Origin of the sequence: Kitasatospora sp. MBT66 (assembly GCF_000710405.2) — a bacterium.
Lineage (GTDB): Bacteria > Actinomycetota > Actinomycetes > Streptomycetales > Streptomycetaceae > Kitasatospora > Kitasatospora purpeofusca.
The window spans coordinates 783,280-783,629 of the sequence record NZ_JAIY01000006.1 but is presented as its reverse complement, the minus strand read 5'-3'; the positions used below and the strand labels follow the sequence as shown (position 1 = coordinate 783,629).

Below are 350 nucleotides of genomic sequence, written 5' to 3'. Positions count from 1 at the left end.
CGGCGGTCAGCGGCACGAGGGCGAGCAGGGTGACCGGTGCGGCGGCGGGGAGGGCAACGCCCATGCCCAGTTCGTCGGCGAGGCCCGGTCCGGCGATGTCGTTGCGCAGGACCAGGAAGAGCAGCAGGGTGAGTCCGGCGCCGGCCCCGCAGGCGAGCGCGACCTCGCCGGCGATCAGCGCGCGGATCCGGCCGGCCCCGGCGCCGGCGGTGGTGAGCCCGGTGATCCGGTCGGCCCGCCGGGCGGGCACGGCGCGGGCGGCGACGGCCGCGAACCAGGCGACCGCGGCCAGCGGGGGCAGGCACCAGAGCAGCCGGACGAGCGCGTCGTGGCCGTCGGCGGGGCCGCTC

The 350-nt window shown here is 80.0% G+C and carries 1 pseudogene; it reads right to left on the bottom strand.

Annotated elements, in window-relative coordinates:
• Positions 1-350 (bottom strand): annotated as a pseudogene (locus BI06_RS50815) (hypothetical protein); the annotation flags it as partial.